This window comes from Paracoccus gahaiensis (assembly GCF_005048225.1).
GTDB classification, from domain to species: Bacteria; Pseudomonadota; Alphaproteobacteria; order Rhodobacterales; family Rhodobacteraceae; genus Paracoccus; species Paracoccus gahaiensis.
In genome coordinates this window covers 1-26,212 of record NZ_SUNI01000022.1, presented here as the reverse complement: position 1 = coordinate 26,212, position 26,212 = coordinate 1, and the positions used below count along the sequence as shown (strand labels likewise).

The following is a 26,212-nucleotide window of genomic DNA, read 5'->3' as shown; positions in this document are numbered from 1 at the left end:
CTTACCGTTCCTTCAGCTTGACGCGGGCGTTGAAGACATTCATCCCCGACGAGATGATCAGGCTGAGCACCAGATAGGTCAGCATCATCAGCACGATGGCCTCCAGCTCGCGGCCCGTCTGGTTCAGCGTGGTGCCGCCAAGCGTACCACGCAGATCCATGTAGCCGACCGCGATGGCCAGCGAACTGTTCTTGGTCAGGTTCAGGTATTGCGAGATCAGCGGCGGAATGATCACCCGCAGCGCCTGCGGCAGGATCACCAGGTTCATCGTGCGGTTCGGGCGCAGGCCCAGGGCAAAGGCTGCCTCGGACTGGCCCCGGCTGACCGACAGGATGCCCGCGCGCACGATCTCGGCGATGAAGGCGGCGGTATACAGCGTCAGCGCCAGCCACAGCGCGACCAGCGAGTTCGACACGTTCAGCCCGCCGGTGAAGTTGAAGCCCTGCAGGCTCGGCGCCTCGAAATGCAGGCCGAAGACCCAGATCAGGACCAGCGAGGGCACGGTCATCACGGCCAGGTTCTTCCACCAGGTCACCGGGCGGTCGCCGGTGCGGTCCTGCATGGTCTGCGCATGGGACAGGATCGCGCGGCGAATGAACCAGCCGCCGACCAGCGCCACGACGAAGGCGATGGTCGCCCAGTTGAAGGTGATGCGTGCGCCCAGGTCCAGCGACCCGGGATCGTTGGTCATCGCCAGCGTCGGGATCGAGGTATAACGGTTGGTCAGCGCCACATGGTCGAAGAAGATCATCGAGGCGGCGGGATCGTCGCCGCGATAGGCGTTGGGCGGCGGCATGATCTCGGTGAAGATCGCATAGACGATCAGGATCCACAGCAGCAGCGGCATGTTGCGGAAGATCTCGACAAAGACAGTCATCAGCCGCGCGAAGAGCCAGCTTTTCGACAGGCGCGACACACCCACGATCACGCCCAGCACGGTGGCCGCGATGCAGCCCAGCACCGCCACGATCAGCGTGTTCAAGAGCCCCACGACCGAGGCGCGCAGATGCGTGTCATCGGCGGTATAGGGGATCGGCGTCTGCGAGATGTCGTATCCCGCGCGGCTCCACAGAAACCCGAAATCGAAGCTCTTGCCCATCAGGGCCAGGTTGCGGATCGTGTTGTCGATCAGCCACCAGCCGGCGGCCATGACCAGGATGAACACGATGACCTGAAAGGTCAGCGACCGATACCGCCGGTCATTGACCAGCATGCTCAGCCGGAACGGCGCATGCGCCGGGGCCGGGACGTCCGTCATCTTCTTTTCCCCTGTCACCGCCAGCCGGCTTTGCGCCGGTCGTTTAAGGTCGGTCGTCTCGTTGCGAAGAAGGTGCCGGCCCCCGCGGGGGCCGGCACCGGTCGTGTCAGCCGATCAGCGGAAGGGCTGCGCGTACAGAAGGCCGCCCTGCGTCCACTGCGCGTTCAGGCCGCGCGCCAGACCGATCGGGGTCTGCTCGCCGATATTGGCGGCGAAGATCTCGCCATAGTTGCCATTGGCCAGGATCGCGCGGCGCGCCCATTCGGCGTCCAGGCCCATCATGGCGCCCAGCTCGTCAGTCGTGCCCAGCAGGCGCTGGACTTCCGGGTTGGTCGAGGACCGCACCAGCTCCTCGATGTTGCGCGAGGTGACGCCGTATTCCTCGGCGGCGATCAGCGCGTTCAGCGTCCAGCGGGCGATGTCGCCCCAGTTGTTGTCGCCATGGCGCACGGCCGGGCCAAGCGGTTCCTTCGAGATGATCTCGGGCAGGATGATGTGGCTTTCCGGATCGGCAAAGGCCGCCCGCGTGGCCGCAAGTCCCGAGGCATCGGTCGTGTAGGCGTCGCAGGCCCCGGCCATGTACTGCTGTTCGCCCTCGGCATTGCTGTCGATGTTGACGGGCGTGTAGTCCATCTGGTTGGCGCGGAAATAGTCGGCCAGGTTCAGCTCGGTCGTCGTGCCGGTCTGGATGCAGATGGTCGCACCGTCCAGCTCCTTGGCCGAGGTCACGCCCAGCTCGCGGCTCACCATGAAGCCCTGGCCGTCGTAATAGTTGACGCCCACGAAATCCAGCGCCAGGTCGGTGTCGCGCGAATAGGTCCAGGTCGAGTTGCGGGCCAGCACGTCCACTTCGCCCGAGCTGAGCGCGGTGAAGCGCGTCTGGCCGGTGGTCGGCACGAACGAGACCTTGTCGGGATCGCCCAGCACGGCGGCGGCCAGCGCGCGGCAATAGGCGACGTCGAAGCCCGTCCAGTTGCCATTGGCATCCGGGGCAGCAAAGCCCACGAGACCGGTATTGACGCCGCAGTTCAGCTCGTCACGCTCCATGACCTGAGCAAGGGTCGCCCCTCCCTCCTGAGCCATCGCCATGCTTGCCAGCACCGTTGTCGCGGCCACCGTTCCCAGGAAAACCGATTTTTTCATTGCTACCTCTGTGTTGGAGCCCCTGTCGGACCGCGAGGGGCCGGCAGAGGCAGTGCGGGCCCTTGAGGGCCCTTGTCGGCATAGCACGGCGAACTGCCGTCCTATTAGGCGGTATTGTGCCGATACAAGTTCACGCGTCAAGAACCCCGTCGGGAATGGGGGAGTCTTTCAATCGGGCCGCGAAAGCATCCACAGGCGTTCTGCCCACTCGATGGCCATCCGGCGGCCCTCGGCGGCCTCGCGCGCCTCGTCGTCGCCCCCCCACCGTTCGATCTGGAAATCCTCGTCGATGCGCGACAGGCGGTGCGCCTCGGCCCCGTCGATGCGCCCGGCCACGACCGCCAGCCCCAGCACCAGAGAGCCCGGGATCGTGACCAGATCGTGCAGCGCAGTCAGCCCGTACAGGTCCAGCGCGTCGATCTGCGCCCGCAGGCGGGCCAGCGCGGCCGGATCCTGATCGACGGGAATGACCCCATGGGTGATGCGCAGCGGCGCGCGCAGATGGGTCGCCGCCCAATCGATCAGCGGATCCCAGTCCGCCGCCTGCCGGGCGATCAGCAGCTCGGGTTCGGTTGCCCGATAACACAGCAGGTCGGTGCCGCCATATTCAGCAAGCATGGCAGCGACACCCTCGGCCTGCGGAGCGACCTTTTCGACCGCCGAATTGGCGGCGCGGGTCAGCGGCATGGTCCGGGGATCGATCGTGCCCTGCTGCGCCTCCCATTCGGCGGCCAGGGCGCGGGCCAGCCTCTCGGTCGGCAGGATCAGGCGGTGCTTGTTCGGGGTCAGCAGCTGGCGGTCGTCCAGAAGGATCTCGACCCCGCCCTCGGCCGCGCGCAGAGTGACGGTCGTCCAGAACCGCCGGGCCTTCCATTCGCTCATGCCGCCCACTCCTCGATGGCCTGCGTCAGGGTCGCGAAATCGTCGGTGATCCGCGCAGCTCCGGCCTGCGTCAGCGCCGCGACGGGGTGATAGCCCCAGCTGACGCCAAAGCCCGTCATCCCGGCCGCGCGTGCCATCTCCATGTCGAAGCTGGTATCGCCGATCATCACCGCGCGCGCGACCTCGGTCCCCGTCTCGGCCAGCGCCGCCTGCAGCATTGAGGGATGCGGCTTCGACGGGTGGCCGTCCGCCGTCTGCAGGCTGAGAAACCGCCCCTGCAGCCCATGCGCGGCGATCATCGCGTCCAGCCCCCGGCGCGACTTGCCCGTGGCCACCGCCAGGATCAGGTCGTCGCGCCCGGCCAGCCGGTCCAGACAGTCCATCGCCCCATCATAGAGCGGCGCCGCATGGTCCAGCCGTGCCCGCATGAAGCTGTCCTTGTAGCCCGCCACGATGCGCGCCTGCGTGTCGGGATCCGCCTCGGGCGCCAGCTGCGCGACCGCGACGGGCAGCGACAGGCCCACGATGGACAGGACCTGCGCCTTGGGCAGCGGTTCCAGCCCGACCGAGGCAAAGCCGAAGCTCATCGCGTGGTAGATATGGGTCTGGCTGTCGATCAGCGTGCCGTCGACATCGAAGACGACCAGCCTCATTCGACCTCCGCGAACGGATCGTCGGGCACGTCGTTCTCGTGCCAGCCCACGGATTTCCACGTCCGGCCCATATGCTCGGGCAAGGGCGCGGTGATGGTCATGCGCTTCTTGGTGATCGGATGGTCGAAGGTGATGGATCGCGCATGCAGGTGCAGCTTCTTGCTGATCTCGCCGCCCAGCTGCGCGCCCCAGCCATCGCCCAGGTTCTCCTGCCCCGAGCCGCCATACTTGCCGTCGCCAACGATGGGATGGCCCAGCTCGGCCATATGCGCGCGCAGCTGATGGGTACGCCCGGTGATCGGCACCAGCGCGCACCAGCTGGCCCGCGTGGCCAGGGCGTCCAGAACCGCATAATCGGTGGTGGCGCGCTTGGCGCCCTCGGTCTTGTCGATGTCGCGGGGATGAACGGCCATCATCTTCTCGTTGTCGCCGCCGCGCCCGGACCCACCCTTGACCAGACCGTAGCGGATCGTGCCCATGCGTGGATGCGGCACGCCCGCCACCGCCGCCCAATAGATCTTGCGGGTGGTGCGCGACCGGAACGCCTCGGACAGCGCACGGGCCACCCGATCGGTGCGCGCCAGCAGCAGCACGCCCGAGGTGTCCTTGTCCAGCCGGTGCACCAGCTTAGGGCGCTCCTTGAAGCCGAAGAGCAGCGCCGTGGTCAGCCCGTCCACATGGCGCCCGCCCAGGCCGCTGCCGCCCTGGCTGGGCAGGCCCGGGGGCTTGTTCAGGGCGATGATATGCTCGTCCTTCCACAGCACAGCCGCCTGGATCATCTGCTCGTCGCTGTCACTGACGCGGGGGCCCAAGGGCCGCTCGGACCGCTCGGCTGCGGGCAGGGCGTCGGGCAGCGGCGGGATGCGCACCTCCTGCCCCGGAGCGATGCGGGTGGCGGCCTTCACGCGGCCCCCGTCGACACGCAGCTCGCCCTTGCGGCACATCTTCTCGATGGCCACCTGCGACAGCTGCGGAAAGCGTTTCTTCAGCCAGCGGTCCAGACGCATCTCTGCGTCGTCGTCGCCCACCATGATGGTCTGCACGGCACTCATGCCCAAAGTCCTCGTCCAACGGCCAGACCCGCGATCACCGCCACCAGCGACATCACGACCGACACCAGAATATAAAGCCCCATTCCCCAGACCTGGCCGCGTTCCCACAGGGTCAGCGCATCCAGCGAAAAGGCCGAAAAGGTCGTGAATCCCCCCAGAACGCCGGTCAGCAGAAGGGGCGCATAGTGATGGCCGAAGCGTTCGGCACAGGCCACCGCCAGCAGCCCCATCAGAAAGCTGCCCAGAATATTGACCAGTGCCGTTCCGATGGGAAAGCCCGGCCCGTGCCAAGCGATCGCACGATAGACCGAATAGCGGGCCACCGCACCTATCGAGCCACCCAGGGCGACCTGAAGGAAAGGATTCATCATCGCCTGTCCTTGTGACCGGAGGGCCGCAAAGTCAACCGCCGCGCTTCAGCCGCTGGCTGACGAACCAGTCCAGACGGCGCTTCAGCTCGCGTTCGAAGCCCCGCTCGACCGGGACATAGAGGACCGGGCGCTTCAGCCCGTCGGGGAAATAGTTCTGGCCGCTGAACCCGTCCTCGGCGTCGTGGTCATAGGCATAGCCGGTGCCATAGCCCTGATCCTTCATCATCTTGGTGGGCGCGTTCAGGATATGGGCGGGGGGCATCAGGCTGCCGGTGCGCTTGGCCTCGGCCCGCGCGTTCTTGTAGGCGGCGTAGCCGGCATTGGATTTCGGAGCCAACGCCAGATAGATCACCGCCTGCCCCAAGGCCAGCTCGCCCTCGGGCGAGCCCAAGCGTTCGTACAGCGCCCAGGCATCCAGGCAGTGCCGGGCAGCGGCAGGATCGGCCAGGCCGATATCCTCGATCGCCATGCGGGTGATGCGGCGGGCCAGATAGCGGGGATCCTCGCCCCCCTCCAGCATCCGCGCCAGCCAGTAGAGCGCGGCATCGGGGTCGCTGCCCCGCACCGACTTGTGCAGGGCCGAGATCAGGTTGAAATGCTCGTCCCCAGACTTGTCGTATTTCGCCGCGCGCTTGTTCAGCCGCTGCGCCAGCGTGTCGGGGTCGATCGGGCCCGCGATCTTCCACGCCGCCACCTGCTCGATCAGGTTCAGGGCGGCGCGGCCGTCGCCATCCGCCATTTCCAGCAGCGTGTCGCGGGCCTTGGCGTCCAGCGGCAGCTTGCGGCCCAGTTCCCGCTCGGCGCGTTGGGCCAGCAGCTCCAGATCGGCCAGGGACAGACGCTCCAGCACGATCACCTGCGCGCGCGACATCAGCGCGGCGTTCAGCTCGAAGGACGGGTTCTCGGTCGTGGCGCCGACCAGAAGGATGGTGCCATCCTCCATATGCGGCAGGAAGCTGTCCTGCTGCGCCTTGTTGAAACGGTGGATCTCGTCCACGAACAGCAGCGTGGCGCGGCCTTGGGTGCGGCGCAGCCGGGCGGCCTCGAAGACCTTGCGCAGGTCGGGCACGCCGGTAAAGATCGCGCTGATCTGCACGAAGGCCAGGTCGGTCTCGTCCGCCAGCAGACGCGCGATGGTGGTCTTGCCCACGCCGGGCGGCCCCCAGAGGATCAGCGAGGAGAGGCTGCCCGCCCCCAGCATGGCGCCGAGAGGTCCGTCCGGGCCCAGCACCTTGGCCTGCCCGATGACCTGCGCCAGGCGCGCAGGCCGGATGCGGTCGGCCAGAGGACGGATCCCCGCCGCGGGCGCGGGGTCCGAGGACGGGGCAGTGTCGAACAGATCGGCCATGGCGGCTCCCCTTCCGGGCGCTTGCCTGCCGGGTCTAGTGCATCTTGGCGGTCAGGTCGATGGCGACGCACTGGAACTCGCCGTCGTCGATCTGCATCTTGGGGCCGATCGCAGCTGCGGTCAGGCCGCAGCGCCCGTACCAGCGCGGCCAGTGCGACCCGGTCAGCGCGATCAGCTGCGTGGCGCCCAGATCGCGGGCCGATCCGGTCATCGCATCGACCATCGCGAAATGGACCTTGCGACGATAGGCCTGCGGGATCGCATGGCTGACGAAGACGCGCGAGCATTCCCAGACATGCGCATCGACGGGCGCCTTGTCATACAGCAGATCCTGCGGGATCGAGCCGCCCAGGATCCCCTCCTGCGCATCGCGGATCATGTAGGAATAGATGCCGCACCGGGCCGAGGTCGGCGTCAGGCGGATGCCGGCCAGGATCAGGCCCTTGTCATGGATGGCGATCCAGCGGCTTTGGGGGGTGTCGTACTGGTCGAACTCCATGTCCTCGGATTCGGGCAGGCTCCAGTTCTGCTGGACGATGAAGCTTTGCTTGCGGGCGCGGAACAGGTTGGCGAACAGCTCTCCGTGGTGGTGAAGGTTCGAAAAGGAAAGGGTCGTGGTCTGCATCTTCTACTCCTGGCGAAACGAGGGCACCCAGATCCGCCTCGCGGCCGTTCGGGTAAAGTCTACAGCAACCGGTATTCCTTGGCCCGTTGCAGGGCCTCGGCCGTGGTCCGGGCTTTCAGCCGTTCGCGCACCGAGATCAGCCGGGCCTTGAACGCGCTTTCGGTGATGCCAAGCTTGGCGGCGGCTGCCGCATGCCGGTCGCCTTGCGCAATGCAGCGCAGGGCTTCCTTCTGCGCCTTGGTCAGGCTGGCCGGCGGCTCGGTCAGTTCGTGCAGCCGCTTGACCGTGGTCGAGACCTCGTCGATCTCCTTGTCCGAGAACTCGCGATCCGCGCGGGCAAAGGAGGCGATGGTGCGCGAGGCGATCGGGCCGTGGGAAAAGGTCAGGCCATAGATCAGCCCGTGGTCTGCCGCATCGCGCAGGATGTTGAACGGGTCGGGGATCGGCAGGGCAGACCAGCGGCAGGCGCCGGTCGTGGAAAATCCCCAGGCAATCGTGGGGTCGCGTAACGCATAGGCGTTCTTGGAGTAGAATTCGGACCATTCTTCTGCATAGGTCTGGAATTGCATCAAAGGGGCTGCAAATCGAATATGCAGGCCCACGAAGTATCCGGCCGGGGCAATCGTGCCCAGTTTCCGAAGTCCGCTGTTAATGTCTGCACGTGATGACATGGCTTTTTAGATATATCGATGCTGTTGAGGTCAATGTCCAAAATAAAGTATCTTGATCTTTGTTTGCTGGCCGCGCAACAAAGACATATAGTGCTGCGTCATGCCCCGCATGCCGGGTCAAAAGATCATTAGGCTCATCACGACAGACCATAGAGGGCGCCTGCCCCCGGCGGAAGCCGAGATCTTCGGTCTGCCCTTACGTCATGCAAGAGGATCCGCTGCCATAAGAAAACCCCGCCGCGAAAATCGCGCCGGGGTCCGGGTCGTCGATCGCGGGAAGATGCGATCAGTCTTCCATCGCGAATTCGGTTTCCAGACGCGCGCGATCCGCCGCACCCTTGGCCGAGACGTCGCGGTCGACCAGCTCGATGATCGCCATCGGTGCCATGTCGCCATAGCGGAAGCCGGCCCGCATGATGCGGACATAACCGCCTTGGCGGTCCTTGTAGCGGGCCCCCAGCACGTCGAACAGCTTGGCGACATGCATGTCCTGCTTCAGCTGCGCATCGGCCTGGCGGCGCGCATGCAGATCGCCGCGCTTGGCCAGCGTGATCAGCTTTTCGACGATCGGACGCAGTTCCTTGGCTTTCGGCAAGGTCGTCTTGATCTGCTCGTGCTCGATGAGCGAGCCCGACATGTTGGCGAACAGCGCCTTGCGGTGTTCGTGGGTCCGGTTGAGGCGGCGATAGCCGCGAGCGTGACGCATGATATTCTCCTACAGCGTGTTTTGCTTTGTCCGGCAGCCCATGCGTGCGGGCCACTCTCCTTGGGGCAGATGCCCGGCAGTCCCGGCGGAGGTCGCCCCCCGCCGTATATCTCAGAACTGGTCGTCGAAACGCTTGGCCAGATCCTCGATGTTCTCCGGCGGCCAGTCGACCACATCCATGCCCAGATGCAGGCCCATGCCCGACAGCACTTCCTTGATTTCGTTCAAGGACTTGCGGCCGAAGTTCGGGGTCCGCAGCATCTCGGCCTCGGTCTTCTGGATCAGATCGCCGATATAGACGATGTTGTCGTTCTTGAGGCAGTTGGCCGAACGGACCGACAGCTCCAGCTCGTCAACCTTCTTCAGCAGGCGCGGATCGAATTCCAGACCGTCGTCGCTGTCCTGACGCGTCGCCGATTCGGGCTCGTCGAAGTTCACGAAGACCGACAGCTGATCCTGAACGATGCGCGCGGCATAGGCCACGGCATCCTCGGGGGTCAGCGATCCGTCGGTCTCGATCTTCATGGTCAGCTTGTCATAGTCCAGAACCTGCCCCTCGCGGGTGGGCTGGACCTCGTAGCTGACGCGCTTGACCGGCGAGAAGATCGCGTCGATCGGGATCAGCCCGATGGGCGCATCCTCGGGGCGGTTCTTGTCTGCGGCAACATAGCCCTTGCCCGTCTGCACGGTCAGTTCCATGTTCAGTTCGGCGCCATCGTCCAGGTGGCAGATGACATGGTCGCGGTTCAGCACGGTGATGCCGGCCGTTTCTTGGATGTCGCTGGCCTTGACCTCGCCCGGGCCCTTGGCGGACAGGGTCAAGCGCTTGGGGCCTTCGACGTCCATCTTCAGCGTGACGCCCTTGAGGTTCAGCACGATGTCGGTCACGTCCTCGCGGACGCCGGCGACGCTGCTGAACTCGTGCAGGACGTTGTCGATCTGGACCGCGGTGATCGCGCCGCCCTGCAGCGACGACATCAGCACGCGGCGCAGCGCGTTGCCAAGCGTCAGGCCGAAGCCCCGCTCCAGCGGCTCGGCAACCAGAGTTGCCGTGCGGGTCGCGTCGGCGCCCGGCTTGACGACCAGCTGGGTGGGCTTGATCAGTTCGGCCCAATTCTTGTGGATCATGGATTTTCCTCCATACCTGTCTGCCGCCCATGTCCAAGGCAGCAAACGCCCGAGGTGAAATGCGAACGTCCGGCCCGTGCGGCTGTACCGCGCGGGCCGGTCAAAGATGATCCAGGATCAGACGCGCCGACGCTTGGGCGGGCGGCAGCCGTTATGGGCGATCGGCGTCACGTCACGGATCGCCGTGATGTTGAAGCCGGCAGCGGCCAGCGCGCGCAAAGCCGATTCGCGGCCCGAGCCGGGGCCCTGGACTTCGACGTCCAGTGTGCGGACGCCATGTTCCTGTGCCTTGCGGCCGGCGTCTTCGGCAGCCATCTGGGCGGCATAGGGGGTCGATTTGCGCGACCCCTTGAAGCCCATCGTGCCGGCCGAGGACCAGGCGATCGCATTGCCCTGAACGTCGGAGATCAGGATCTTGGTGTTGTTGAAGCTGGAATTCACATGCGCAACGCCGGTGGCGATGTTCTTGCGTTCCTTGCGCTTCATGCGGGTCTTGTCACGTGCCATATCGCTTGCCCCTTATTTCTTCTTGCCGGCGATCGGCTTGGCCGGGCCCTTGCGGGTGCGCGCATTGGTATGCGTGCGCTGGCCACGGACCGGAAGGCCGCGACGGTGACGAAGACCGCGATACGAGCCCAGATCCATCATGCGCTTGATGTTCATCTGAACTTCGCGGCGCAGGTCGCCCTCGACGGTCAGGTTGGCATCGATATATTCGCGGATGGCCAGAACTTCGGCATCCGACAGATCATTGATGCGGCGGGACTGGTCGATGCCGGTCGCTTCGCAGATCTGGGTCGCGAACAGCGAGCCGATGCCATGGATATAGGTCAGAGAGATGGGGACACGTTTCCCCGTCGGAATGTTGACGCCAGCAATACGAGCCACGCGTTATCCTTTTCAGTTGCGGTTCCGTAACGCCGGAACCTTTTTTCACAACGCAAGGCCCGAAAGCTGTGCCTTCGGGCCAAATCGATGGTCCACCCACGAACTGGGTGATTCTCTTGCGAGATGCCGTGACTTATCGGCAGTTCACGGCAAGGTCAAGACGGCAGGGCCGCCGCGATCTGGGTGGCCACCTGATCCATGGGGGCCATGCCGTCCACGGCCTTCAGATTGCCCTTGGCATAGTAATAGCCAAGCAGAGGCGCGGTCTTCTTGTAATACTCGCGCAGGCGTTCGGCGAAGACCTCGGGCGTGTCGTCGCGGCGCACGGGCTGGCCCGCGGCAAGCGAATCCTCGGCGCGCTTGACGATGCGCCCGACCAGAGCCTCGTCATCGACCTGCAGCTCGATCACCGCGTCCAGCGCCATTCCCGATTCTTCCAGCAGACGGCCCAGGGCATCGGCCTGCGGCAGCGTCCGCGGAAAGCCGTCGAAGATGAAGCCCTTGCCGCCCTTGTCCAGCTGCTCGCGGATCAGGCCGATCACGATCTCGTCGGTGACCAGCTCGCCCCGGTCCATGACCTCGGCCACCCGCCGGCCCATCTCGGTCCCCGAGGACCGGGCGGCCCGCAGCATGTCGCCGGTGGACAGCTGGACCATCCCCTTCTCGGCGACCAGGCGGCTGGCCTGGGTGCCCTTGCCGGCGCCCGGCGGCCCCAGCAGGATGATGTTGATGGTCATGGCGTGTCCCCCTCGGTTTGCGGCCCTTCATGTGGCCTTGTCAGCAACGGTGGTCCGGCGTCGCGGCGGCTCCTCAGCGCCGCGACGGCAGGCGGCGCGGTTTGGGCGTGCCGGGCTTGCGCTTGCCGCGCAGCTGCGACTTCTCGATCAGCCCTTCGTATTGATGCGCCAGCAGGTGGCTTTGCACCTGGTTGATCGTGTCCATCGTGACCGAGACCACGATCAGCACCGAGGTGCCGCCCAGATAGACCGGGATCGAGAACTGGTCGCGCAGGATCTCGGGCATCAGGCAGACGAGGGCCAGATAGGCCGAGCCGATGACCAGAAGGCGATTGACCACATAGTCCAGGTATTCCTGCGTGCGCTTGCCGGGACGGATGCCGGGGATGAAGCCCCCCTGATTCTTGAGGTTCTCGGCCACGTCATCGGTCTTGAAGGACACGTTCTGGGTATAGAAATACGTGAAGAACACGATCATCGCCGCAAAGAACAGCAGGTACAGCGGCTGCCCGGGGCCGAAATAGGCCAGCACGACCGACATGATCGGCCCGGCCTCGTTGCCCGAGAAGGTCGAAATGGTGATCGGCAGCAGCAGAAGCGAGCTGGCGAAGATCGCCGGGATCACGCCCGCGGGGTTCACCTTGACCGGCAGGTGGCTGGTCTGGCCGTCATAGACCTTCATGCCGACCTGACGCCGGGGATACTGGATGCGGATCTTTCGAAGCGCCCGTTCCATGAAGACCACGAAGGCGATGATCGCCACCAGCATCACGATCACGAACAGGATCACCGGGGTCGAGATGGCGCCCGTGCGGCCCTGCTGGAAGAAGTTCGCCAGCGCCGCCGGGATCTCGGCCAGGATGCCCACGAAGATGATCAGGCTGATGCCGTTGCCGACGCCGCGGGCGGTGATCTGCTCGCCCAGCCACATCAGGAACATGGTGCCGCCGACCAGGGTGATGACGACAGAGGCCTGGAAGAACAGCCCCGGCTCGTGCGCAAGGCCCCCAGCCTCTAGGCTGCGCGCCAGACCATAGGCCTGGAACAGCGCCAGCAGGACGGTGCCGTAGCGGGTGTATTGGTTGATCTTCTTGCGGCCCTGCTCGCCCTCTTTCTTCAGCTGCTCCAGCGTGGGCACCATCGAGGTCAGAAGCTGCACGATGATCGAGGCCGAGATATAGGGCATGATGCCCAAGGCGAAGACGCCCATCCGGCCAAGCGCGCCGCCGGTGAACATCGACAGCATCCCGCCGATGCCGGTCGAGGCCTGTTCCATGAAGTTGCGCAGCGCCGCGCCGTCGATGCCCGGCACCGGGATATAGGTGCCGATGCGGTACATGATCAGCACGCCGATCGTGAACCAGATCCGCTGGCGAAGTTCCGTGGCCCGGCCGAGCTGCCCCCAGGAGAGGTTCGCGGCCATCTGTTCTGCGGCTGACGCCATGCTGTTCCGTCCCGTGTCATGACAGCGCCGCCGGCCCGTTTTCGCGCGGACCGGCGGCGCCTGAAAACCTAGTTGCTATCTATGGGGCGCGGACGCCCCGATCAACAGCTTATTCAGCCGCCGCTGCTGCTTGCACGGGCAGCTGGACCTTGCCGCCGGCCTTCTCGACCGCCTCGACGGCCGCCTTCGACGCGCCCGTGACGGTGATCGTCATCGCGCCCGACAGCTCGCCCTTGGCCAGCAGACGGATGCCGTCCAGCTTGCGGCGGACCAGACCCGAGGCGACCAGCGCGTCCTCGGTCAGCTCGGCGGTGCCGTCAATCTTACCCGCGTCGATGAAGCCCTGGATCTGGCCCAGGTTCACCACGGCGTAATGCTTGGCGTTCGGCTTGGTGAAGCCGCGCTTGGGCAGGCGGCGATACAGCGGCATCTGGCCGCCCTCGTATCCGCCGATGGCCACGCCCGAACGTGACTTCTGGCCCTTGATGCCGCGTCCTGCGGTCTTGCCCTTGCCCGAGCCCGGGCCGCGCGCGACGCGCTTCTTGGTGCGGTTGGCGCCGTCGTTGTCGCGGATTTCATGCAGTTTCATGTCGCTTCTCCTTGGCCGGACACTCCCTCGAAGCGAAACAGGGGGACACGGCTTGTCTTGGTGGATGAATCACTGTGCCGATGGGCACCGGCGGGCTATACGCGCAAACCCGTCCGCGTTCAAGCGATCTGCCACGGCCCCCGGGAAAACGCACCGCTCACACCAGCTTGTGTCTTGAGCGCGCCGCCATCCTTGCTACCTAGGGGCGAACCCAGACCCCGAAAGCACCCCCATGTTGCGTCCGATCCTGATCGCCCTCGCCCTGCTGGCCGCCCCCGCAGCGCCCGCGCTGGCGCAGGAGGCCCAGCCCACCTTCTGCACGGCGCGGATCAACAACCGCGACGTGGTGATGGGCTATGACAAGGCCGAGGCACGCCTGTCCGAACACTATTCCCGGCGCGAGCAGTTGGCGGCGCGGATGGGCGGCGAGGCCTGCCCCAGCTATGTGGTCCTGCGCAGCCTCACCCCGGAACTCAGCGACGACGAGCGCGGCCCCTTCTGCCTGCGCGAGGACGAGGACGGCGATTCAGTCATGGGCTATGACCTGGGCCCGCGCGACGCCTATGGCCGCTGCGAGGAACCCTCGGGTCTCTGCCGGCGCGTGAACCGCACGCGCGAGGCCTCGGTCGCCATCGCCGGCGCGGCGGCGCGGCGCAGCTTCAACGGGGTCGAGACGGCGGCGGGCACCAAATCCGGCGCGGTGATCCTGTCGGGGACGGCGGGGACCATCACCAGCGCGCTCGGCTCGATCGGCGGGGCGGCGGCGGCGGTCGCCTCGGCGCCGGCGGTCCTGGCCGGGGCGGCGGTCAGCGTCGTCGCCGTGGGCGGCGCGGTCTATGCCTGCAGCGGCGACTAGAAATCCAGCCAGACGCCCAGCCTGACCGCGCGTTCGGCGGGACCGCGCAGAGGCTGCACCAGTCCGACCTCCAGATGCGCGGGCCCAGTGATCGGGAAGACCAGCGAACTGGCCAGCTTGGCCGTCAGCTCGGCGTCGCGGCGATCCTCCAGCCAGAGGCTGTTGACGACCCGCAGCCGCTCGGTCGGGCGCAGGCCCAGGGTCAGGTCGGCCTTGAGGGTGGTCTCGGCGATGCGGAAGGCCCGCGCGGCGGCGGTGCCGCGACGATCCTCGGGCAGGTCCGGCCCCCCGGCGGCCCGAGCCGTCAACTGCGCCGTCATCCAGCCGCCGCCCGCCCAGCCCTCGAAGCCCCGGCCCCAGGCCAGCGTGCCCTGCACCACCGGCAGCACCCGGTCCTGCCGCCGGATGACCCCTGCCCCGGCGGACAGGCTCAGCCGATGAGGCCCCGTGCCGTCATCCAGCGACCGCTGCGCCCAGACCACCGCGCTCAGCTCTCCCGCCCCCGAGCGCCCCAGCTCCAGCCCCAGGGTCGTCGCGGCCAGGCCGTATTCGCCGTAAAGCCCGGTATAGCGGTTTCCCTCCACATCCCGCTCGGTCGAGAGCGACAGAAAACTTCGCCCGGCCTCGCGCGGCCAGGGGCCGGCCATCGCCGCCAGCGGCATCAGGGTCATCAGCAGGATCAGGGCGGATCGGATCATCGGGGGCCATGTCGCGGGACCAGTCACCCCGATCCTAAGACACCCTGGGGTTGTGCGCGAGAGTCTTGTGCGCCAGATCCTCGCGCTGCCCGGCATCCGGGCAGGACATGCGAAAAGGGCCGGGATGCAGATCCCGGCCCTTCACGACAAGATGCGGGGCGCCGTGGCGCCCCGATCGGATCAGTTCTTTTCTTCGATGATGGTCACAAGATGCGGGATCTTGTTGACCATGCCGCGCACGGAGGGAGTGTCCTCCAGCTCGCGGGTGCGGTTCATCTTGTTCAGGCCCAGACCCTTCAGCGTCGCGCGCTGTTCGGCGGGGCGGCGGATCGGGGATCCGATCTGCTTGACGACGATGGTTGCCATGTCTGCTGCTCCTTACGCGTCGACGTCGACGGCGACGGCGTCAGCCGGCTTGTCGGTCGGCTGGTTGGTCGAGGGCAGGATGTCGGCCACCTTCTTGCCGCGACGGGTCGCGACCGAACGGGGGCTCGATTCCTTCTTCAGGCCGTCGATCGTGGCGCGGATCATGTTGTAGGGGTTCTGCGAGCCCTGCGACTTGGCCACGACGTCCTGCACGCCCAGCATCTCGAACACGGCGCGCATCGGGCCGCCGGCGATGATGCCGGTGCCCGGAACAGCGGTGCGCATGATCACCTTGCCGGCGCCATGACGACCTTCGATGTCATGGTGCAGGGTGCGGCCGTCGCGCAGCGGCACGCGGACCAGACCGCGCTTGGCCTGCTCGGTGGCCTTGCGGATGGCCTCGGGGACCTCCTTGGCCTTGCCCTTGCCGAAACCGACGCGGCCGCGCTGGTCGCCGACAACGACCAAGGCTGCGAAGCCGAAGCGCTTGCCGCCCTTGACGGTCTTGGACACGCGGTTGATGGCAACCAAGCGGTCCTGGAATTCCGGGTTCTCTTCGCGGTCGTTGCGACCGCCCCGGCGATTGTTGTCACGTTCTGCCATGAGGCATTCCTTATCAGGTGGCGCGCGCCTGGCGCCGGTTGTCTCGATCCCGGTGAACCGCCCCCTGTGCAGGGGCGGGTTCCCGGATCATCGGGAAGGCGCCGCCCGACCGAACGGCGCCTCCCACAGGATCAGAACTTCAGGCCACCCTCGCGGGCGGCGTCGGCCAGAGCCTTCACCTTCCCGTGGAAGATGAAGCCGCCACGGTCGAACACGACTTCTTCCACGCCGGCGGCTTTCGCACGCTCGGCGATGGTCGAACCGATCTTGGCCGCAGCCTCGACATTGTTCTTGCCGATCAGGCCCAGGTCCTTCTCCAGCGTGCTGGCCGAGGCCAGGGTCACGCCCTTGAGGTCGTCGATCACCTGCACGAAGATGTTCTTCGAGGACCGGTGGATCGACATGCGCGGACGTCCGTTGGACATCGCGCGCAGCTTGTTCCGAACGCGCAGGCGGCGCTTCTGGAACAGCTCTTGCTTTTTCAGTGCCATTTCATGCGCCCCTTACTTCTTCTTGCCTTCCTTGCGGAAGACGAACTCGCCCTTGTAGCGGATGCCCTTGCCTTTATACGGCTCGGGCTTGCGCCACTCGCGGATGTTCGCTGCGACCTGGCCAACAAGCTGCTGGTCCATGCCTTCCACAACGACTTCGGTCTGCTTCGGAGACGAGACCGTGACGCCTTCCGGCACCACGAAGATCACGTCATGCGAATAGCCAAGGGCCAGCTTCAGGTCCTTGCCTTGCATGTTGGCGCGGTAACCCACGCCTTGGATCTCCAGCTCTTTCTTGAACCCGGTGGACACTCCCACCGTCAGGTTCTCGACCATCGAGCGGGTCATGCCCCATTGCTGGCGCGAACGCTTGGACGTTCCGCGCGGCTTGACCGCAACGGAGCCGTCTTCCAGCACCAGATCCACATCATCGGTCGCCGTGAAGCTGCGGGTGCCTTTCGGCCCCTTCACTTCGATGGTCTGACCCTTGATCTCGGCCGTCACGCCCTTGGGCAGTTCGACCGGCTTCTTACCAATACGAGACATTCTGCCCTCCTTAGAACACGGTGCAGAGGACTTCGCCGCCGACATTGGCAGTGCGAGCCGCTGCATCCGACATGACGCCCTTGGGGGTCGAGACGATCGAGACGCCCAGACCCTGACGGACCTGCGGGATTTCCTTGGCGCCGGTATAGACCCGGCGCCCCGGCTTCGAGACCCGCGACAGTTCCCGGATGACCGGGCTGCCGTCGTGGTACTTCAGACCGATTTCCAGCTCTTTGTGGCCTTCGGTCGTGGTCACTTCCTCGTAGCCGCGGATGTAACCTTCGTTCTTCAGCACGTCCAGAACCCAAGCGCGCAGCTTGGAGGCGGGGGTGCGGACGGTCGATTTGCCGCGCATCTGCGCATTGCGGATGCGGGTCAGCATATCGCCGAGAGGATCGTTCATCATCTTGTGTGCCCCCTTACCAGCTGGACTTGACCAGGCCGGGGATCTGACCGAGCGAGCCGAGCTCGCGCAGCATGATCCGCGACAGTTTCAGTTTGCGGTAATACGCATGCGGACGACCGGTCAGTTGGCACCGGTTGTGCAGGCGCGTCGCCGACGAATTGCGCGGCAGTTCGGCCAGCTTCAGCGTGGCCTTGAACCGCTCTTCCATCGGGCGGGACTGGTCCTTGATGACCTCGTTCAGTTCAGCACGCTTTGCGGCGTATTGCTGGACCAGACGTTCGCGCTTCTTCTCGCGCTCGACCATGGATTTCTTTGCCATATCTTCTTTCCCTCCGCGATCAGCTGGTGAACGGCATGTTGAAATGCTTCAACAGCGACTTCGCTTCCGCGTCGGTCTTCGCGTTGGTGCAGATGATGATGTCCATCCCCAGAACTTCGTCGACCTTGTCGAAGTTGATTTCCGGGAACACGATGTGTTCTTTCAGGCCCATCGCATAGTTGCCACGGCCGTCGAACGAGGTCGACTTGACGCCGCGGAAGTCGCGGACGCGGGGCAGTGCGATGTTGATCAGGCGGTCCAGGAATTCGTACATCCGGTCGCCGCGCAGGGTCACCTTGCAGCCCAGAGGCATCTCCTCCCGCACGCGGAAGCCGGCGATCGACTTCTTGGCATGGGTGATGACGGCCTTCTGACCGGCGATCAGCGACAGCTCGTCGGCTGCCTGCTTGACCTTCTTGGTGTCCTTGACGGCTTCGCCGACGCCCATGTTCAGGACGATCTTGTCCAGACGCGGGATCTGCATGTCGTTCTTGTAGCCGAACTCTTCCTTCAGCGCGGCCTTGATCGTCTCTTGGAAGACCGTGCGCAGGCGCGGCGTATACTTGGCTTCGTCCAGCATCAGATCACGTCTCCCGTGGTCTTGGCAAAGCGGACCTTGCCGCCGTCTTCCATGCGGAAGCCGACGCGGGTGGCCTTGCCGTCCTTGTCCATCAGCGCCAGGTTCGACAGGTCGATCGGCATGGCCTTCGCCACGCGGCCGCCCTGGCTGTTCTGGGATTGCTTGGTGTGGCGGATGGCAACGTTCACGCCGTCGACGACGGCCTTGTTGTCCTTGGGCATGACAGCGGTGATCTCACCCTGCTTGCCCTTGTCCTTGCCGGCCAGCACGACGACCTTGTCGCCTTTTTTCAGCTTGGCAGCCATTACAGCACCTCCGGCGCAAGCGAGATGATCTTCATGAAGTTCTTCGCGCGCAGTTCGCGCACGACCGGCCCGAAGATACGGGTGCCGACCGGCTCGCCCTGATTGTTCAGGATGACGGCGGCGTTGCGGTCGAAGCGGATGGAGGTGCCGTCTTCACGGTTCACTTCCTTGGCGGTGCGAACGACGACGGCCTTGCGGACGTCCCCCTTCTTCACCCGGCCCCGAGGGATGGCTTCCTTGACGGACACGACGATGATGTCGCCCACCGACGCATAGCGACGGTGCGAACCACCCAGGACCTTGATGCACTGAACCCGGCGAGCGCCCGAGTTATCAGCAACATCCAGATTGGTCTGCATCTGGATCATTTGGTTTCTCCCGACCTTTGGGGACCGCCACATGGCGCCCCAGGGTTTCGATCATTTCTGATCTGTGATGATGGACTTTTAAGCCGAAGCCGTTTCGTCCGTCAGGACAGTCCAGCGTTTCGTCTTCGAGATCGGGGCACATTCGACGATGCGAACGAGGTCCCCGATCTTGAACTGGTTCTGCGCGTCATGCGCGCGGTATTTCTTCGACGAGCGCACGATCTTGTGCAGCACGGGATGCTTGAAGCGGCGCTCGACAGACACGGTGATCGTCTGTTCGTTCTTGTCGCTGGTGACGCGGCCTTGCAGAATGCGTTTGGGCATGACCGGGGCTCCTTAGTTCGAGGCCGCGGCGTCTGCCGCTTTCTGGTTCAGAATCGTCTTCACACGGGCGACGTCACGACGGACGACACGCATGCGCGCGGTGCTTTCAAGCTGGCCGGTGGCCTGCTGGAAGCGCAGGTTGAAGGCCTCTTTCTTCAGCGCAACCAGCTGATCCTTCAGCTGGTCGGGCGTCTTCGTCAGCAATTCTTTGGCGTCCATGACGCGTCTTCCTTTCAACATCACCGGAGAGCCCCTGTCGCCAGGGCCACCCTGATTCCGGTGGAGTTTCGTGATGAAGGCCTGCGCATACAGGCGCAGCGCCCCGATTGCAACCCTTTTCCCGGCGTCCGGGAAAAGGGAAACCCCGCCGATCGCTCGGCGGGGTCGTCAGGGTCGCGGATGCCTGCGGACAGGCAGCGGCGCTTACCAGTCTTCGCGGGCCACGATCCGGGTCAGGACCGGCAGCTTCATCGCGCCGAGGCGCAGGGCCTCGCGGGCGATGACGTCATTGACGCCGTCGATCTCGAACATGATCCGGCCGGGATGGACCCGGGCCGCCCAGAAGTCGACGGACCCCTTGCCCTTACCCATCCGCACCTCGGTGGGCTTGGACGAGACCGGGACGTCCGGGAAGATCCGGATCCAGACCCGGCCCTGACGCTTCATGTGGCGGGTGATCGCGCGGCGGGCCGCCTCGATCTGCCGCGCGGTCACACGCTCGGGCTCGGTGGCCTTCAGGGCGAAGGAGCCAAAGTTCAGGTCGAACCCGCCCTTGGCCTCGCCGTGAATCCGGCCCTTGTGCTGTTTGCGGAACTTCGTCCGTTTCGGTTGCAGCATGTTTTCTACTCCTTACCGGGCGTCGCGGCGCGGGCCACGGGGGGCGGGGCCTTCCTGAGCCTCGGCAGTGCGGCGATCATGGGCCTGGGGATCATGTTCCATGATCTCGCCCTTGAAGATCCACACCTTCACACCGATGATCCCGTACGGGGTCGTGGCTTCGGACAGTGCATAATCGATATCGGCGCGCAGCGTGTGCAGCGGCACACGACCTTCGCGATACCATTCGGTCCGGGCGATCTCGGCACCGCCGAGACGACCCGCGACGTTCACACGGATGCCCAGGGCCCCCATGCGCATCGCGTTCTGGACCGAGCGCTTCATGGCGCGGCGGAACGAGACCCGACGCTCCAGCTGCTGGGCGATCGACTCGGCCACCAGCTGCGCATCGACGTCGGGCTTGCGCACTTCGACGATGTTCAGGTGCAGCTCGCTGTCGGTGAAGTTCGCCAGCTTCTTGCGCAGGGTTTCGATATCCGCGCCCTTCTTGCCGATGATGACACCGGGGCGTGCGGCGTGAATGGTCACGCGGCACTTCTTGTGGGGACGCTCGATGATGACGCGGCTGATGCCGGCCTGCTTGGCCTCCGTGTGGATGAAGCCCCGGATCTTCAGGTCTTCAAGCAGCAGATTGCCATAGTCCTTGTCGTCGGCGTACCAGCGGCTGTCCCAGGTGCGGTTGACCTGGAGGCGCATGCCGATCGGATTGACCTTCTGACCCATTACGCTTGCTCCTCGACTTGGCGCACCTTGATGGTGATTTCCGAAAACGGCTTCATGATCTTGCCGAAGCGGCCACGTGCCCGCGGACGGCCACGCTTCATCACCAGGTTCTTGCCGACCCAGGCCTCGGCGACGACCAGGTTGTCGACGTCCAGACCGTGGTTGTTCTCGGCATTCGCGATGGCCGACTGCAGGCATTTCTTCACGTCACCGGCGATCCGCTTGTGCGAGAAGGTCAGGTCGGACAGCGCCTTGTCGACCTTCTTGCCCCGGATCAGCTGTGCGACCAGGTTCAGTTTCTGCGGCGAGGTGCGAAGCATCTTCGTCTTGGCGAAGGCCTCGTTCTCCGCCACGCGGCGCGGATTGTTTTCCTTACCCATGGCGATTACTTCCTCTTCGCTTTCTTGTCGGCCGCGTGACCGTAATAGGTCCGCGTGGGCGAATATTCACCGAATTTCTGACCGATCATCTCTTCGCTGACATTCACCGGGATATGCTTGTGCCCGTTGTAGACGGCAAAGGTGAGGCCCACGAATTGCGGCAGGATGGTCGAACGACGCGACCAGATCTTGATGACCTCGGACTTGCCGGATTCCCGGACCTTTTCCGCTTTCTTGAGCACATAGGCGTCAACAAAGGGGCCTTTCCAAACAGAACGTGCCATGGATCAACGCCCCTTCTTTTTCGCGTGGCGCGAACGCAAGATATACTTGTCGGTCGCCTTGTTGCTGCGGGTCTTCTTGCCCTTGGTGTCTTTGCCCCAGGGCGTGACCGGCGTGCGGCCACCCGACGTGCGACCCTCACCACCACCATGCGGGTGGTCGATCGGGTTCATGGCGACGCCGCGGACGCTCGGGCGGATGCCCTTGTGGCGGTTGCGGCCGGCCTTGCCGAGGTTCTGGTTCGAATGGTCGGCATTCGACACGGCACCGATGGTGGCCATGCATTCCTGACGGACCAGACGAAGCTCGCCCGAGGATAGGCGGATCTGGGCATAGCCGCCGTCGCGACCGACGAACTGGGCGTAGGTGCCTGCCGAACGGGCGATCTGGCCGCCCTTGCCGGCCTTCAGCTCGACATTGTGTACGATCGTGCCGATCGGCATGCCGCTGAAGGGCATGGCGTTGCCCGGCTTCACGTCGACCTTGGCGCCGGCGATGATCTTGTCACCGATCGCCAGACGCTGCGGCGCCAGGATATAGGCCTGCTCGCCGTCTTCGTACTTCACCAGCGCGATGAAGGCGGTGCGGTTGGGATCGTACTCGATCCGCTCGACGACCGCCGACATGTCGAATTTGGTGCGCTTGAAATCGACGATGCGATACAGGCGCTTCGCCCCGCCGCCCTTGCGGCGCATGGTGATCCGTCCGGTATTGTTCCGGCCGCCCTTCTTGGTCAGGCCCTCGGTGAGGGTCTTGACGGGGCGTCCTTTCCAAAGCTCCGAACGGTCGATCAGAACCAGCCCGCGCTGGCCAGGCGTCGTCGGTTTGTACGACTTCAATGCCATCTTTCTGTCTTCCGTTGCTTTGGACCGAGGTGGTCCGTTTCAGTCACATGCGGCGGCCCCGGGCGATGCCGGGGCCGCCAGATCGCGTCCGGTGCTTACAGACCGGTCGAGACGTCGATGGTGCTGCCGGCTTCCAGCGTCACATAGGCCTTCTTGACGTCGCTGCGACGGCCGGGCTGGCCGCGGAAGCGCTTGGTCTTGCCTTTGGTGATGGTGGTGTTGACCGCCTTCACCTTGACGCCGAACAGGGCCTCGACGGCCTGCTTGATCTGCGGCTTGTTGCTGTCCTTGGCCACCTGGAACACGACGCCGTTGTTCTCGGACGTCATGGTGGCCTTTTCCGTGATGATCGGCTTGACGATCACGTCGTAATGTTCGGCTTTCGCGCTCATTTCAGACGAGCCTCCAGAGCTTCGACACCGGCGCGCGTGATGACCAGGGTGTCACGCTTGAGGATGTCATAGACGTTGGCGCCCATCGACGGCAGGATGTCCACACCCTCGATGTTGCGCGCGGCACGGGCAAAGTTCTCGTTCACTTCGGCACCGTCGATGACCAGCACGCGCTTCCAGCCGTTCTCGCGAACGGCCTTGGCGACGGCGGCGGTCTTGGCGTCGGCGAGGTTCAGATCCTCGATGATCACCAGTTCACCCGCCGTGGCTTTCGCCGACAGGGCATGACGCAGACCCAGGGCGCGGACCTTCTTGGGCAGATCGAAGGCGTGCGAGCGCGGGGTCGGGCCCTTGTAAACGCCACCCTTGCGGAAGATCGGCGCCTTGCGGGACCCGTGGCGTGCGCCGCCGGTGCCCTTCTGGCGATAGATCTTCTTGGTCGAGTAGCTGACCTCGGACCGTCCCAGCACCGAATGGGTGCCGGCCTGCGCCTTGGCATGCTGCCAGCGCACGACGCGCTGCAGGATGTCGCCGCGCGGCTCCAGCCCGAAAACGTCGTCCGACAGGTCGATCGACCCGGCAGCGCCGGAGTCCAGCTTGATCACATCAAGTTTCATTGCTTGTCTCCTTCCGGCGCGGCGTCGGTTTCGGCAGCCGGGTCCGCATTCGGATCGACGGCGTCCTTGTCCGACTGGATCGACTCTTCGGCCTCGGCCAGGGCGGCAGCTTCCTGCTCGGCGGCCAGACGGGCGGCCTCCTCGCGGGCGGCTTCTTCCTCGGCAGCGGCGGCGACTGCGGCTTCCTCGGCCAGGCGCTTGGCCTCGTCCGCGGCAGAGCGCAGGGCTGCGGGATAGATCAGGTTCTCGGGCGTGGCCTTCTTGACCGCGTCCTTGATGGTGACCCAGCCACCCTTCGACCCGGGAACCGAGCCCTTGACCATGATCAGGCCCCGGTCGCTGTCGGTGCGCACGACCTGCAGGTTCTGCGTGGTCACGCGGACGGCGCCCAGATGGCCGGCCATCTTCTTGCCCTTGAAGACCTTGCCGGGATCCTGGCACTGGCCCGTCGAGCCGTGCGAGCGGTGGCTGACCGACACGCCGTGCGAGGCGCGAAGACCGCCGAAGTTGTGACGCTTCATGGCGCCCGCAAAGCCCTTGCCGATCGAGATGCCCGCGATGTCCACGAACTGACCTGCAAAGTAATGATCCGCGGTGATTTCCTCACCGACATTGATCAGGTTCTCTTCGGCGACGCGGAATTCCACGATCTTGCGCTTGGGCGCGACCGAGGCTTTCGCGAAGTGACCGCGCATCGCGGCGGTGGTCCGCTTGACCTTGGCGGTGCCGGCGCCCAGCTGGACGGCGGTGTAGCCATCGGTCGCGGCGGTGCGCTGAGCGATGACCTGAAGGCCGTCCATCTGCAGCACGGTGACGGGAACCTGACGGCCATCCTCGAGGAACAGACGCGTCATGCCCAGTTTCTTGGCGATGATACCAGTACGCAACATGATTTCGCTCCTCAGACCTTGATCTCGACATCCACGCCGGCGGCGAGGTCGAGCTTCATGAGGGCGTCCACGGTCTGCGGCGTCGGGTTGACGATGTCCAGCAGACGCTTGTGCGTGCGGATTTCCCACTGGTCGCGCGACTTCTTGTCGATGTGCGGACCGCGAAGGACAGTGAATTTCTCGATCTTGTTCGGCAGCGGAATCGGGCCGCGAACGGTTGCGCCGGTGCGCTTGGCGGTGTTGACGATCTCCTGGGTGCTGGCATCCAGCACACGATAGTCAAACGCCTTCAGCCGGATCCGGATATTCTGGCTTTGCATATGAAAGACATCCCTCTTGCGGGGAGTTCCAGTCGAGAGGCTGACGACGCACCACGCGGCGCCAGCATCGGACCGTAAAAAATGACAGCAGGCCGCCCCGGTGGGTGGCGGCCCGATCCAAGGTCACCGATTCGCGCCCAAGACGGCCGCTCCGGTGACGATTGCGCTGCCTTAACGGCTTCCCCCGCCCGGGTCAACAGCCGCGACGCCCCGATCCGGACATGTCCGGCGCCAAGGGCCCCGCTTTCATTTTGGCCGAAATATCCCGGGGGGAATCGCCGTCAGGCGATGGGGGGCAGCGCCCCCCCTGCCCCGTTCAGGCCCTACCCTGTTCAGGCGTTGTACAGCGGCATGACCCCGGCCTCGGCATGGATCTCGTTCACCACCGCCCGGTCCAGCTTCATCGCGCCCGCCAGATCGTTCAGATAACGCGCCTCGGCCTCGCTGTCGAAGTCGATGGCCAGCAGCGACATCAGATAGACCTGACGCTCCATCCCCTCGGGAATGTCGCGCGCCAGCCCGGCCGCGTCGACCGGCGCCGCCATCTGGTCGCGGATGAACTGCCGCTCCTCCTCGTCCAGATCGTCGCCCAGATGTCCCATCAGCCGCTTGCGCTCGGCCTCGTCGATGGTCCCGTCGGATTTCGCCGCCTGGATCATCGCGCGCAGCATCAGCCCGGCCATCTCGTTCTGCTCGGGCGTGGGCGCCACCTGCGGCTCGCCGTCATGGGCCAGCGCATCGTCGAAGAGCGCGCCGAAGCTGGCCTGGTTCGAGGGCTGCGAATCCTTCTGCGCCAGATGGCCCGCAGCACCGCCCGCGGCCGCGCCGCCCAGCAATCCGCCCAGCATCTGCCCCAGCCCGCCGCCCGAGCTGCCCTGCGACACCCGTCCGGCATCGTTGCGACCGCCCAAGCTGTCCAAGAGCCCGCCGAGCGACCCGCGCCCCGAGGTTCCGCCGCCGCCGCCCAGGGCCCGGCCCAGCATCTGGCCCAGCCCGCCGCCCGATCCGGTCCCGGCGCCCGGCGCCGTGCCGCCGCCCGTGTTGTTGCCCAGCAGATTGTCCAGAAGCCCGCCGCCACCGGTCCGGCTGCGGGCGCCGCCCTGCTGCTGGCTGTTCATCATGCTGCCGATCCCCTTGGCCAGCATCACGCCGGCGGCGACCTTGGTCAGGCTTTTCATCAGGCTCATGTCCGTATCCTCCTGGATGCGCGGCGGGCCTGCTGCCCGCCTTGTCGCGGGGAAAACGACGATCCCGCGCGCAGGTTCCTGCGACGCCCGCGACCTCGCGGAACTTTGCCCGGCGGGGGCCCTCCACCCGCGCCCCGACGATTGCAGCCGCCCCGCGCCCGGCAGCCCTTGATTTCCCCCCGCCCGGCCTATAGATCGCGGCGCACGTCAATTCGGGGCCGTCTCAGCCATGCCCCGCGGTATCCAGGAGGCCTACATGGGCAAGGCAAAGTTTGAACGGAACAAACCGCACGTCAACATCGGCACGATCGGCCATGTCGACCACGGCAAGACGACACTGACCGCGGCGATCACCAAGTATTTCGGCGAATTCCGCGCCTAT

40 protein-coding genes are annotated in these 26,212 nt (G+C 65.4%); 2 read left to right on the top strand and 38 right to left on the bottom strand.

The window, feature by feature from the left end; all coding sequences use genetic code 11:
• Position 1: 1 nt before the first annotated feature.
• The 16 genes from FA743_RS16825 to rplO form a co-directional block, all read right to left on the bottom strand.
• Positions 2–1,258 carry an amino acid ABC transporter permease gene (locus tag FA743_RS16825; RefSeq protein WP_246055012.1) on the bottom strand — a complete coding sequence of 419 codons (1,257 nt, stop codon included), beginning with the start codon at positions 1,256–1,258 and terminating at the stop codon, positions 2–4.
• A 114-nt stretch (positions 1,259–1,372) separates the two neighbouring features.
• A complete protein-coding gene (locus tag FA743_RS16820; RefSeq protein WP_136887244.1) occupies positions 1,373–2,401 on the bottom strand; it encodes an amino acid ABC transporter substrate-binding protein in 1,029 nt (342 codons plus the stop codon).
• 168 nt (positions 2,402–2,569) lie between these two features.
• Positions 2,570–3,283 (bottom strand): ATP12 family chaperone protein, encoded by a 714-nt coding sequence (locus FA743_RS16815; protein WP_136887243.1) that lies wholly within the window; start codon positions 3,281–3,283, stop codon positions 2,570–2,572.
• On the bottom strand, positions 3,280–3,936 hold the full coding sequence (locus FA743_RS16810) for an HAD-IA family hydrolase (RefSeq protein WP_136887242.1): 657 nt from the start codon (positions 3,934–3,936) through the stop codon (positions 3,280–3,282). The genes FA743_RS16815 and FA743_RS16810 overlap by 4 nt, the downstream gene beginning before the upstream one ends.
• Positions 3,933–4,988, bottom strand: a complete 1,056-nt coding sequence (locus tag FA743_RS16805; protein WP_136887241.1) for an RluA family pseudouridine synthase — start codon at positions 4,986–4,988, stop codon at positions 3,933–3,935. Before FA743_RS16805 ends, FA743_RS16810 begins: the two co-directional genes overlap by 4 nt.
• Positions 4,985–5,359, bottom strand: coding sequence for a fluoride efflux transporter CrcB (gene crcB, locus FA743_RS16800; protein ID WP_136887240.1), 375 nt, complete (start codon positions 5,357–5,359; stop codon positions 4,985–4,987). The genes FA743_RS16805 and crcB overlap by 4 nt, the downstream gene beginning before the upstream one ends.
• Before the next feature lie 31 nt (positions 5,360–5,390).
• Positions 5,391–6,707 (bottom strand): replication-associated recombination protein A, encoded by a 1,317-nt coding sequence (locus FA743_RS16795; RefSeq protein ID WP_136887239.1) that lies wholly within the window; start codon positions 6,705–6,707, stop codon positions 5,391–5,393.
• A 34-nt stretch (positions 6,708–6,741) separates the two neighbouring features.
• Positions 6,742–7,332 carry an acyl-homoserine-lactone synthase gene (locus FA743_RS16790; RefSeq protein ID WP_136887238.1) on the bottom strand — a complete coding sequence of 197 codons (591 nt, stop codon included), beginning with the start codon at positions 7,330–7,332 and terminating at the stop codon, positions 6,742–6,744.
• Between the two features lie 59 nt (positions 7,333–7,391).
• Positions 7,392–8,003, bottom strand: coding sequence for a helix-turn-helix transcriptional regulator (locus tag FA743_RS16785; RefSeq protein ID WP_136887237.1), 612 nt, complete (start codon positions 8,001–8,003; stop codon positions 7,392–7,394).
• Positions 8,004–8,289: 286 nt separating this feature from the next.
• A complete protein-coding gene (gene rplQ, locus FA743_RS16780) occupies positions 8,290–8,709 on the bottom strand; it encodes a 50S ribosomal protein L17 (RefSeq protein WP_136887236.1) in 420 nt (139 codons plus the stop codon).
• Positions 8,710–8,820: 111 nt separating this feature from the next.
• Positions 8,821–9,837 (bottom strand): DNA-directed RNA polymerase subunit alpha, encoded by a 1,017-nt coding sequence (locus FA743_RS16775; protein WP_119885000.1) that lies wholly within the window; start codon positions 9,835–9,837, stop codon positions 8,821–8,823.
• A gap of 117 nt (positions 9,838–9,954) precedes the next feature.
• On the bottom strand, positions 9,955–10,344 hold the full coding sequence (gene rpsK / locus FA743_RS16770; protein WP_042247912.1) for a 30S ribosomal protein S11: 390 nt from the start codon (positions 10,342–10,344) through the stop codon (positions 9,955–9,957).
• A 12-nt stretch (positions 10,345–10,356) separates the two neighbouring features.
• On the bottom strand, positions 10,357–10,725 hold the full coding sequence (gene rpsM / locus FA743_RS16765) for a 30S ribosomal protein S13 (RefSeq protein WP_136887235.1): 369 nt from the start codon (positions 10,723–10,725) through the stop codon (positions 10,357–10,359).
• A 155-nt stretch (positions 10,726–10,880) separates the two neighbouring features.
• The gene (locus tag FA743_RS16760) at positions 10,881–11,456 is read right to left on the bottom strand and encodes an adenylate kinase (RefSeq protein ID WP_136887265.1); all 576 of its coding nucleotides are present in this window, start codon (positions 11,454–11,456) and stop codon (positions 10,881–10,883) included.
• A gap of 79 nt (positions 11,457–11,535) precedes the next feature.
• Positions 11,536–12,906: a preprotein translocase subunit SecY gene (gene secY / locus FA743_RS16755; RefSeq protein ID WP_136887234.1), complete on the bottom strand. Its 1,371-nt coding sequence runs from the start codon at positions 12,904–12,906 to the stop codon at positions 11,536–11,538.
• Positions 12,907–13,015: 109 nt separating this feature from the next.
• Complete coding sequence (gene rplO, locus FA743_RS16750; RefSeq protein WP_136887233.1) at positions 13,016–13,495, bottom strand: 50S ribosomal protein L15; 480 nt, start codon at positions 13,493–13,495, stop codon at positions 13,016–13,018.
• 232 nt (positions 13,496–13,727) lie between these two features.
• Between rplO and FA743_RS16745 the strand changes: the two genes are divergently transcribed.
• Entirely contained in the window at positions 13,728–14,351 is a 624-nt protein-coding gene (locus FA743_RS16745) for a hypothetical protein (RefSeq protein ID WP_136887232.1), read from the top strand.
• On the opposite strand, the gene FA743_RS16740 is transcribed toward FA743_RS16745, so the two are convergent.
• The 22 genes from FA743_RS16740 to FA743_RS16635 form a co-directional block, all read right to left on the bottom strand.
• A complete protein-coding gene (locus FA743_RS16740; RefSeq protein ID WP_136887231.1) occupies positions 14,348–15,049 on the bottom strand; it encodes a hypothetical protein in 702 nt (233 codons plus the stop codon). The genes FA743_RS16745 and FA743_RS16740 overlap by 4 nt on opposite strands.
• A 180-nt stretch (positions 15,050–15,229) precedes the next feature.
• Positions 15,230–15,415 (bottom strand): 50S ribosomal protein L30, encoded by a 186-nt coding sequence (rpmD, locus tag FA743_RS16735; protein WP_135313785.1) that lies wholly within the window; start codon positions 15,413–15,415, stop codon positions 15,230–15,232.
• Positions 15,416–15,427: 12 nt separating this feature from the next.
• Positions 15,428–16,018: a 30S ribosomal protein S5 gene (gene rpsE / locus FA743_RS16730; protein WP_136887230.1), complete on the bottom strand. Its 591-nt coding sequence runs from the start codon at positions 16,016–16,018 to the stop codon at positions 15,428–15,430.
• 131 nt (positions 16,019–16,149) lie between these two features.
• Complete coding sequence (gene rplR / locus FA743_RS16725; protein WP_045982153.1) at positions 16,150–16,509, bottom strand: 50S ribosomal protein L18; 360 nt, start codon at positions 16,507–16,509, stop codon at positions 16,150–16,152.
• A 12-nt stretch (positions 16,510–16,521) separates the two neighbouring features.
• Entirely contained in the window at positions 16,522–17,055 is a 534-nt protein-coding gene (gene rplF / locus FA743_RS16720; RefSeq protein WP_136887229.1) for a 50S ribosomal protein L6, read from the bottom strand.
• A 10-nt stretch (positions 17,056–17,065) separates the two neighbouring features.
• Positions 17,066–17,458, bottom strand: a complete 393-nt coding sequence (gene rpsH / locus FA743_RS16715; RefSeq protein WP_136887228.1) for a 30S ribosomal protein S8 — start codon at positions 17,456–17,458, stop codon at positions 17,066–17,068.
• Between the two features lie 16 nt (positions 17,459–17,474).
• A complete protein-coding gene (rpsN, locus tag FA743_RS16710) occupies positions 17,475–17,780 on the bottom strand; it encodes a 30S ribosomal protein S14 (RefSeq protein ID WP_135313789.1) in 306 nt (101 codons plus the stop codon).
• A gap of 19 nt (positions 17,781–17,799) precedes the next feature.
• On the bottom strand, positions 17,800–18,360 hold the full coding sequence (rplE, locus tag FA743_RS16705; RefSeq protein WP_136887227.1) for a 50S ribosomal protein L5: 561 nt from the start codon (positions 18,358–18,360) through the stop codon (positions 17,800–17,802).
• Positions 18,360–18,665, bottom strand: a complete 306-nt coding sequence (rplX, locus tag FA743_RS16700; protein ID WP_135313791.1) for a 50S ribosomal protein L24 — start codon at positions 18,663–18,665, stop codon at positions 18,360–18,362. Before rplX ends, rplE begins: the two co-directional genes overlap by 1 nt.
• Positions 18,665–19,033: a 50S ribosomal protein L14 gene (rplN, locus tag FA743_RS16695; protein ID WP_022708219.1), complete on the bottom strand. Its 369-nt coding sequence runs from the start codon at positions 19,031–19,033 to the stop codon at positions 18,665–18,667. Before rplN ends, rplX begins: the two co-directional genes overlap by 1 nt.
• A gap of 78 nt (positions 19,034–19,111) precedes the next feature.
• Positions 19,112–19,357: a 30S ribosomal protein S17 gene (rpsQ, locus tag FA743_RS16690; RefSeq protein WP_131574405.1), complete on the bottom strand. Its 246-nt coding sequence runs from the start codon at positions 19,355–19,357 to the stop codon at positions 19,112–19,114.
• Between the two features lie 12 nt (positions 19,358–19,369).
• Positions 19,370–19,576, bottom strand: coding sequence for a 50S ribosomal protein L29 (gene rpmC / locus FA743_RS16685; protein ID WP_135313793.1), 207 nt, complete (start codon positions 19,574–19,576; stop codon positions 19,370–19,372).
• Between the two features lie 204 nt (positions 19,577–19,780).
• Positions 19,781–20,194 (bottom strand): 50S ribosomal protein L16, encoded by a 414-nt coding sequence (gene rplP, locus FA743_RS16680; RefSeq protein WP_042247870.1) that lies wholly within the window; start codon positions 20,192–20,194, stop codon positions 19,781–19,783.
• Between the two features lie 12 nt (positions 20,195–20,206).
• Positions 20,207–20,917 carry a 30S ribosomal protein S3 gene (gene rpsC / locus FA743_RS16675; RefSeq protein ID WP_135313794.1) on the bottom strand — a complete coding sequence of 237 codons (711 nt, stop codon included), beginning with the start codon at positions 20,915–20,917 and terminating at the stop codon, positions 20,207–20,209.
• Positions 20,917–21,297: a 50S ribosomal protein L22 gene (gene rplV / locus FA743_RS16670; protein WP_131574402.1), complete on the bottom strand. Its 381-nt coding sequence runs from the start codon at positions 21,295–21,297 to the stop codon at positions 20,917–20,919. Before rplV ends, rpsC begins: the two co-directional genes overlap by 1 nt.
• 5 nt (positions 21,298–21,302) lie before the next feature.
• On the bottom strand, positions 21,303–21,581 hold the full coding sequence (rpsS, locus tag FA743_RS16665) for a 30S ribosomal protein S19 (protein ID WP_136887226.1): 279 nt from the start codon (positions 21,579–21,581) through the stop codon (positions 21,303–21,305).
• A gap of 3 nt (positions 21,582–21,584) precedes the next feature.
• Positions 21,585–22,424 carry a 50S ribosomal protein L2 gene (rplB, locus tag FA743_RS16660; RefSeq protein WP_136887225.1) on the bottom strand — a complete coding sequence of 280 codons (840 nt, stop codon included), beginning with the start codon at positions 22,422–22,424 and terminating at the stop codon, positions 21,585–21,587.
• A 95-nt stretch (positions 22,425–22,519) separates the two neighbouring features.
• A complete protein-coding gene (locus FA743_RS16655; protein WP_136887224.1) occupies positions 22,520–22,816 on the bottom strand; it encodes a 50S ribosomal protein L23 in 297 nt (98 codons plus the stop codon).
• Entirely contained in the window at positions 22,813–23,433 is a 621-nt protein-coding gene (rplD, locus tag FA743_RS16650; protein WP_131574398.1) for a 50S ribosomal protein L4, read from the bottom strand. The genes FA743_RS16655 and rplD overlap by 4 nt, the downstream gene beginning before the upstream one ends.
• A complete protein-coding gene (gene rplC, locus FA743_RS16645; protein WP_136887223.1) occupies positions 23,430–24,323 on the bottom strand; it encodes a 50S ribosomal protein L3 in 894 nt (297 codons plus the stop codon). Before rplC ends, rplD begins: the two co-directional genes overlap by 4 nt.
• Before the next feature lie 11 nt (positions 24,324–24,334).
• Positions 24,335–24,643 (bottom strand): 30S ribosomal protein S10, encoded by a 309-nt coding sequence (gene rpsJ / locus FA743_RS16640; RefSeq protein ID WP_135313797.1) that lies wholly within the window; start codon positions 24,641–24,643, stop codon positions 24,335–24,337.
• A gap of 332 nt (positions 24,644–24,975) precedes the next feature.
• A complete protein-coding gene (locus tag FA743_RS16635; RefSeq protein WP_136887222.1) occupies positions 24,976–25,830 on the bottom strand; it encodes a tellurite resistance TerB family protein in 855 nt (284 codons plus the stop codon).
• A 256-nt stretch (positions 25,831–26,086) separates the two neighbouring features.
• Here FA743_RS16635 and FA743_RS16630 point away from each other — a divergent pair.
• Positions 26,087–26,212 (top strand): GTP-binding protein (locus FA743_RS16630; RefSeq protein ID WP_246054983.1); only part of this gene is annotated, 126 nt, incomplete at its 3' end.